The 5,789-nt window shown below is 64.8% G+C and carries 6 protein-coding genes and 1 pseudogene; 3 read left to right on the forward strand and 4 right to left on the reverse strand.

The window, feature by feature from the left end; translation table 11 throughout:
- From FFT21_RS27800 to FFT21_RS27805, 3 genes and pseudogenes are all read right to left on the reverse strand, one after another.
- Positions 1 to 765 (reverse strand): reverse transcriptase domain-containing protein (locus tag FFT21_RS27800; protein WP_225978827.1); only part of this gene is annotated, 765 nt, incomplete at its 3' end.
- Complete coding sequence (locus FFT21_RS30155) at positions 714 to 1,130, reverse strand: RNA-dependent RNA polymerase family protein (RefSeq protein WP_225978826.1); 417 nt, start codon at positions 1,128 to 1,130, stop codon at positions 714 to 716. The genes FFT21_RS30155 and FFT21_RS27800, both read right to left, overlap by 52 nt.
- Before the next feature lie 631 nt (positions 1,131 to 1,761).
- Positions 1,762 to 2,540: pseudogene (locus tag FFT21_RS27805) on the reverse strand (transposase family protein).
- Positions 2,541 to 2,976: 436 nt separating this feature from the next.
- On the opposite strand from FFT21_RS27805, the gene FFT21_RS27810 reads away from it, so the two are divergent.
- From FFT21_RS27810 to FFT21_RS27820, 3 genes are read left to right on the forward strand one after another with little or no spacing between them, the layout of a single operon-like run.
- A complete protein-coding gene (locus FFT21_RS27810; protein WP_192909805.1) occupies positions 2,977 to 3,261 on the forward strand; it encodes a WXG100 family type VII secretion target in 285 nt (94 codons plus the stop codon).
- A 3-nt stretch (positions 3,262 to 3,264) separates the two neighbouring features.
- Positions 3,265 to 4,677: a hypothetical protein gene (locus FFT21_RS27815; RefSeq protein WP_137816882.1), complete on the forward strand. Its 1,413-nt coding sequence runs from the start codon at positions 3,265 to 3,267 to the stop codon at positions 4,675 to 4,677.
- Between the two features lie 6 nt (positions 4,678 to 4,683).
- Positions 4,684 to 5,292 (forward strand): hypothetical protein, encoded by a 609-nt coding sequence (locus FFT21_RS27820; protein ID WP_137816883.1) that lies wholly within the window; start codon positions 4,684 to 4,686, stop codon positions 5,290 to 5,292.
- A gap of 103 nt (positions 5,293 to 5,395) precedes the next feature.
- Here FFT21_RS27820 and FFT21_RS27825 read toward each other — a convergent pair.
- On the reverse strand, positions 5,396 to 5,789 hold a 394-nt coding region (locus tag FFT21_RS27825), incomplete at its 5' end, for a transposase family protein (RefSeq protein WP_137816884.1).

Consider the following 5,789-nt stretch of genomic DNA (forward strand, 5'->3'; position numbering starts at 1 on the left):
CTGTAGTAGACTGGTAACGCAACGGCCCCGCCTGTAAGTCGTGTTCTGTGGGAGGAAAACGATCTTATCTGATCGGGGTCGTTGCCCTACTTTGAGGTGATCAAGCCGGCCTGAATAACGCTCCAAGTGCATCCGCATGTGAAGCCGCCAGGAGCGGACTTCTCTGCTGATCTTCTTCAAGGCGTCCTTGCTGATCGCGGGCAGGAAGCTGGTGAAGAACGTGCCATTCCTGCTCCGCGCCTTGCGGGCGCGGAAAGTGAACCCGAGGAAGGTAAACGAGGTGTGCTCGTAGGAGCCGCGCCGCTTGCCGTCCTTGCAGTACACAATCCGGGTCTTGTCGGGGTGCAGCCGCAGCCCGACCTCGACCATCCTGTCTTCGAGCGCGGCCAGCACCTGGAGGGCTTGGCGCTCGCTGACGCAGTGCACGACGACGTCATCCGCATAGCGCTCGAACTGGATGCCCGGATGGGTCCGGGCCAGCCAGGCGTCGAACGCATAATTCATGAACAGGTTCGCCAGCACCGGTGAGATCGCGGAGCCTTGTGGCGTCCCCCGATCTCGTCGTTGCAAGGTTCCGTCGGGCAGTTGCCGCGGAGCTTGCAGCCACCGCTTGACATACAGCACCACCCAACGGTCGTCGGTGTGTGCCTCGACCGCCTTGACCACCAAGTTCCAGGGAACGGTGTCGAAGAACTTCTGGACGTCCAGATCGATCACCCAGTCCGCCTTCCAACACCGCTGCCGACATGCCGCGACCGCATCCAGGGCCGACCTGCCCGGCCGGTAGCCATAGGATCCGGATGGAAGATCGGTTCGACCTTCAACTCCAGCCTCGTGGCCACCACCGTCTGCGCGATCCTGTCTGCGACCGTGGGCACCCCGAGCACCCTGACCCCGCTGCCATGCGGTTTCGGTATCTCCACCACCTTCACCGCCGGCGGGAAGTAACTCCCCGAGGACATCCGGTTCCAGATCCGGTAGAGGTTGTTCTTCAGATCTTCCTCGAAGTCATCGATAGAGCAGCCGTCCACCCCGGCGGCCCCCTTGTTGGCCTTGACCTTCAGGTACGCCTCCCAGACCTCCCGCTTCGAAATATCAAACGACTTGCCTGACGATGCCAGCTCGTCCACGCAGCTCCTCCCGGATCAGGTCCGGTTGACCGAACGAACACAGCCACGGATGACCCGGCCTCTTCGCTCCACCCCCATTACAGAGGTTTCCCTACTACTACAGGCCGGTCCGCCGACACGCCCCGCGACGGTACTCAACCCCTTGCGGTTCAGCCGCTTGGAGCACTCCCTCTCGCCGTCCCCAACCCAAGGGCCGACAGTGTCAGGACGTGTCTTCCCACGTTCCGCACGAGAGCAGCAGATCAGGCTCGCGCCACCTCCATGCCGGACACCACCTGGCCAATAAGCGGGCTCCCGCCAGGCTCATCCCGGACCGACATCAAGTGCCCGGTTTTGGCGCCACCTAATACATTTCGACACGTCGTCAGTGGTTCGCTCGCGCTCGCCTTCCTGATCCCTACCTGACGCCTCCCAGGACGCCTTTTCCACATCGCTCACCACGGTCGCGTCACCGCTTCCGCAGCATGTGGTGGTTTGAAGCCTCCCCCCGCAGGGCGGCTCCGAAGGGCCAACCTTCATCTCCCGCGCAGCATCGCGTTCCAGAGCTTTGCCTACATCCAGCTCCCTCCTGCGTTCGTGGCGCACGATGTCTCGTAACTGACCTTCTGGTTGCTGCTGACCGGTTTTGCGGTCAGCCGGCGATGGCAAGGTTGTGCAGATAGGCGATCGCCGAGGCGGTATCGGCGAGGGTGCTGGCAGCACGCCGGTAGTCGCGCAGGACCTTCCAGTTCTTCATCCGTGCCAGGGCGTGTTCGGCGCGGGCACGGACCCTGCGGTGGGTGGCATTGAGGTCTTCCTGCCAGTCGGCCAGCGCCGTGCCGTCGCGGGGCTTGCGGTAGGGCATGACCACCTCGGGGTTGCCCCGGTAGCCCCCATCGGCCATCACCGGGCGTCCTGCAAGCTTGTCGGCGATGCGGAGTCGCGGTAGACGGTGCAGTCGTTGCGGTTGCCCGGTTGCGGATCTCCGGTGGCCACAATCAGGCGGGTGTCGGCGTCGATGGCGACCTGCAGGTTGGTGGAGTACCGGTAGTTCTTCGACGGTGCCGCCAAGCGGTGGTCACGGGTGGGCACCAGGGTGCCGTCGATAATGGTCACCTGGTCGAGGCGGCGGCGTCGCACCGGTGCCAGCGCCAGCAGCGGCCCGAGCGTGTCGATGACGCGGTGCGCGGCGGAGTGCGAGACACCGAACAGTGGCCCGATCTGCCGCATGGTGAGGTTGGTGCGCCAGGAGGTCGCCACCAGCAGCACCCGGTCGGCCAGCGGCAGCGCCCACGGTCGACCGGGGCGTCCATCGGCGATCCTGTCGCCACCCCGTTGGGCCACGACCCGTACCAGCTTGCGGAACTGGCCGGGCTGCAAGCCCGTGAACGGAACGATCCACTCCGGTCGGGACGCCGAGATCACCTGCACCCCAGCATGATCACCGATCAGTACGACCAGCCGATCACCGGGTTACGAGACATCCCTTTAGCGACTCGAGAAGCCCCATCGCCCACCCATCCAGTTCTTCCTTCTCGGCCGACGACCTCACGGCTCGCACCACCACAAGCCCAAATGTGCAGCTGACCGCAGTCGGGCACGAGGCTACTCCCACGGGACGCTTGAGATTGCCTCTTCCTCCGTCACCCTCATCGGATGGATCGCCTCGGCGTCGGGATTCAGGCCACAGACGCTGATCATTGCGACGCTGGCTCAGCAGGGGGCTGACATCCTCCCCTCTTTAACGCGTCTTGCCGAGGATCCCTCAGTGGTACCGATCGCAAGACGGTTGTGGTGATCACCAGGCTATGTCACGCTGGCGATCAAGTTCGTTGCGGTTCGTGTCCGCTGGGGGGAGCAGGTTCGCGTGCTGGCGGTTGACTTCGCGGTCTTGAACGACGCGAGGGCCGACATCGCTCGGTCCATCGAGCACGCCGAGGACGTGCTGGCCGCGTTATCCAAGCAAGTCGCCCGCCTCGCCGAGATGTGGACCGGGGCGGCCTCGGAGGGGTTCCAACGGACCTTGGCCGAGTGGATGGCCGGGCAGCAGGATCTGCAGCGTCAACTGCAGGAGCTGCACGACCTGGTGGTCACCGCACACAGCAACCACGCCCAAGCCGTGCGTGGCAACGTGGCGATCTGGCAGGTGTAACGGATGGCGCCGCGTGGGCCGGATGGTGGGCCTCTGGTTCCGGTCAGGATCGAGCCGGAAGACTTTCACGCCGTCGCGCAGTCGTTCGTGGATGCCAGCAGCAGGCTGTATCAGGTGCTACCCACGCTGTTCCGGGTACTGGACGGCTTCCGCGGGCCAGCTGGCATGGACCAGGCGGCCAAGCAGTTCGACGCCAGCTACCGTCCGGCGGTCGAAACCCTTGTCAACGGCGTCAACCGGGCCGTGAACCTGCTCGGCGACATCGGCGTCGGGATCGACACCTCCGCGCGCAACCACTGGAACGCCGATGCCGCGGCCACCCCCGGCCGCGCCGGCCAGCCGCCGCCATTCTCGCCCGCGAACCCCGGGTTAGTGCTCCCGCAGGACCCGGCGGTGCCGTCGCTCGTGGGCAGCCCAACGGCCGTGTTACCACCGCCCCTGGACGACAAGATCCCCATGGGCCACACCGACGACCTGCGCACGGTCGGCCGAGCCTTCTGGTCCGCCCGCGACACCATCGAGGGCATCAGCGTCGGCCAGCGCAACGCCCTGCAGCGACTGTTCTCCAACAACCAGGCGGCCGACCTGGATGCGCTCAACGCGTTCTGGGACCGGGTCGGTGGCAGCGGCAACACCGCGATCCTGACCGCCCTGCAACGTGGGTGTGACGAGCTCGGCAACGCCGTCAGTCAGTTCGCCGACTGGATCGAGGACACCCAGAACCGGATCGTCGATGCCATCGGCAACGCCCCCAAAGACGCCGCCCTCGGCGCGATCGCCGCGATCCTGCTCGGCATGATCACCGAGGGCCTCGGCGCCATCGCCGGCATCGCCAAGGTGCTCGATGAGGCCGGCGAAGGCGCCATCCTCGTCACGGCTGTCGACGGCGTGCTGGCCGTGGCCGGAGGGCGTCTAGTCGCAGTCGGTGCAGTTGCCGGTAGCGCGGTGGGAGCGATGACCGCGGCCATCAACAGCACTCCCGATCCCAACATCGGCCAGACCAACCCGCAGTCGGTCACCGACGCCCAGGCACAGGCCGCCGCCAAGGACGTCGCCGACCAGGCCGCGAAGCCAGCCGATGTGGGCGCAGCACGCGAACTCAAAGTCGCCGAACTCACCGACGGCACCGTGCCGTCCGGGGCACCAGGCACACCAGGCCGCCTGATCGTGCGCCCCGGTGTGGGCAAGACCGATATCGACGTCATCGGCGGTGACGGTTCCTATATCCAGGTCGGTGGCCCCGCCAAAGCACGTGACCTCGCCAAGTTGGGGCAAAAGCTCAACATCCTCAAATGGAAGGCCGGGCAGGATGGTGTCGGCGCACAGGCATTCTTCGAAGAAGGCACACCCGAGAATGTGCTCGCCATCGCTCGACGTATACTGGGACCAGACAATGTGCACACATTCACCCCTTAGGCGCTAATGAGTAACGGATTCCTGTTCTGGTATGAACGCGACTGGTCGCCGCAGCTAGCTGCCGAACGTATCGGCGGTCTGGAGGCGGCGGGGTTGTCGTTGGCGCACCCGCAGACCGGCCGCATCACCGCGATCAGCTCTGAGGAAGACACCCTCGGCGAGCAGATCGACGTCGACCGGGCGACGTTGCTCCAGCACGCAGCGGTAGAGGCCGACGCAACGTTCAGCTTTCAGTACTGGATCGGCCAGGACATCGACGTCTTCTGTACCATCGAGCGCCTAGCCCCGGACCGCGTGGTGCAACGCCTCTACCTGGACGGTCTGACCGTGGACCAGCAACGGTTCATCGTCGGCGCCGTGGTCGACCAGATCCGTGCCTCAGCCCGCTCAACCTGCGGCCTCGTCATAGACCAGACCGGAGGTTCCGACAGCGAGGACTGGGACGCCGTCGTCGCTGGCAGCCCAGGATCCGTCACGGTACGAGCCAATGTCGTCGGAATCCCGAACAGCCTCGCTTCGAAGCACCCGGAACTGCATCACGAACCGAGCGTTCGTCTTGGCGATCTCGTGGTCTACGACCCGGACGGCCTACTTCCAGCCACGCCGAGCGCCTGACAGTCGATCACCGCCGCATTGTGAGGGCAAGACCATTGCTCCGGCTCGCAATCTTCGCCGAGCGCCTGTGCGGCCTGGCGACTGTGAGCGTTATTCAGAGCCCTTACCAGCCAAGTCGGTAGAACTCCAGTGCGGTGACGATTCGGATGACATTCGGAAGCTCGGCGAGGTGCCCTCGAAAGCCGGTGGCAAGTATCTTCCAGTTCTTGACATGGGCGATGCATCGTTCGACGGCAGAGCGCAGTGAGGAGATCACCCTGTTGTTTGCCTTGTCGCCGATAGAGAGCTCGCCACCCTTGGGTTTCTTGCGAGGCGTGATTGCGTGAGTTCCCTGGTAGGCAGGGTCGGCGATGACTGGGACATCGGCCAGAAGATCTTCCCAGCCGCACTCAGTAAACGATTTTCGGTCATGCATTGCCCCAGGCAAGGGTATCGATATTCCCAACAGGCCTCCGTTGGTATCGGCGGCAACCTGAATGTTGAGTCCGGCCCGGCGG

Source organism: Gandjariella thermophila (genome assembly GCF_005405885.1).
Lineage (GTDB): Bacteria > Actinomycetota > Actinomycetes > Mycobacteriales > Pseudonocardiaceae > Gandjariella > Gandjariella thermophila.

Bases quoted from the DNA above. Each gene is read 5' to 3' on its own strand.
- FFT21_RS27820 (WP_137816883.1), top strand. From the start codon at position 4,684: ATGAGTAACGGATTCCTGTTCTGGTATGAACGCGACTGGTCGCCGCAG.
- FFT21_RS27815 (WP_137816882.1), top strand. From the start codon at position 3,265: ATGGCGCCGCGTGGGCCGGATGGTGGGCCTCTGGTTCCGGTCAGGATC.